The organism is Teichococcus aerofrigidensis, assembly GCF_054073225.1.
The window spans coordinates 1-730 of the sequence record NZ_JBSXMU010000278.1 but is presented as its reverse complement, the minus strand read 5'-3'; the positions used below and the strand labels follow the sequence as shown (position 1 = coordinate 730).

Sequence of the window (730 nt, the reverse complement as noted above, 5' to 3'; positions counted from 1 at the left end):
GCACCCCTGGCGCGCGCCGCCATCCGGGGCGCCTGCCGCGCCATGGCGCGCCGGGCCGACGCGGTGGTCGTGGCCAAGGACGGGCTCGACGGCGACTTCGCCGCGCCGGAGCGGATCGTGCCGGTGCGCAACTACGCCCGCGCCAGCCAGGTGACGCCGCGCCGGCATCGCGCCGGGCCGCTCACCCTGGTGCATCTCGGCGCGCTGGGCCGCGCCCGGGGCGCCATGGAGATGCTGGACTGCCTGGCCTTCTGCCCGGCCTCCACGCGGCTGACCCTGGTCGGGCGCTTCACCGACGGCTCCGAATCCGCCTTCGCCGGCCGCGCCGAGCGGCTCGAGCTCGCCGCCCGCGTCACCCGCCGGGGCTGGCTGCCGCATGGCGAGGCGCTGGCCGAGGCGGCGCGCTGCGACATCGGCCTTGTGCTGTTCCAGCCGGGCGTGGAGAACCACCGCCTGGCCCTGCCGCACAAGCTGTTCGACTGCATGCTGGCCGGCCTGCCGGTGATCGCCCCGGCCTTCGCCACCGAGGTGGCCCAGGTGGTGCGCGAGGCGGAATGCGGCCTGCTGGTGGACACCGCCGACCCCGAGGCCATCGCCGCCGCCGTGCGCCGGCTGGCCGATCCCGGGCTGCGCGCCGGCATGGGGGCGCGTGGCCGCGAGGCGGCGCTCGGCCGCTTCGGCTGGGCCGGCGAGGCGGAACGGCTGGTCCGCCTGTACCACCGCCTGGCGC

1 protein-coding gene is annotated in these 730 nt (G+C 78.1%); it reads left to right on the top strand.

Annotation, left to right across the window (positions count from 1 at the left end; translation table 11 throughout):
• A partial coding sequence (locus ACVMLK_RS21210) for a glycosyltransferase (RefSeq protein ID WP_457487565.1) occupies positions 1-730 on the top strand: 730 nt, incomplete at both ends.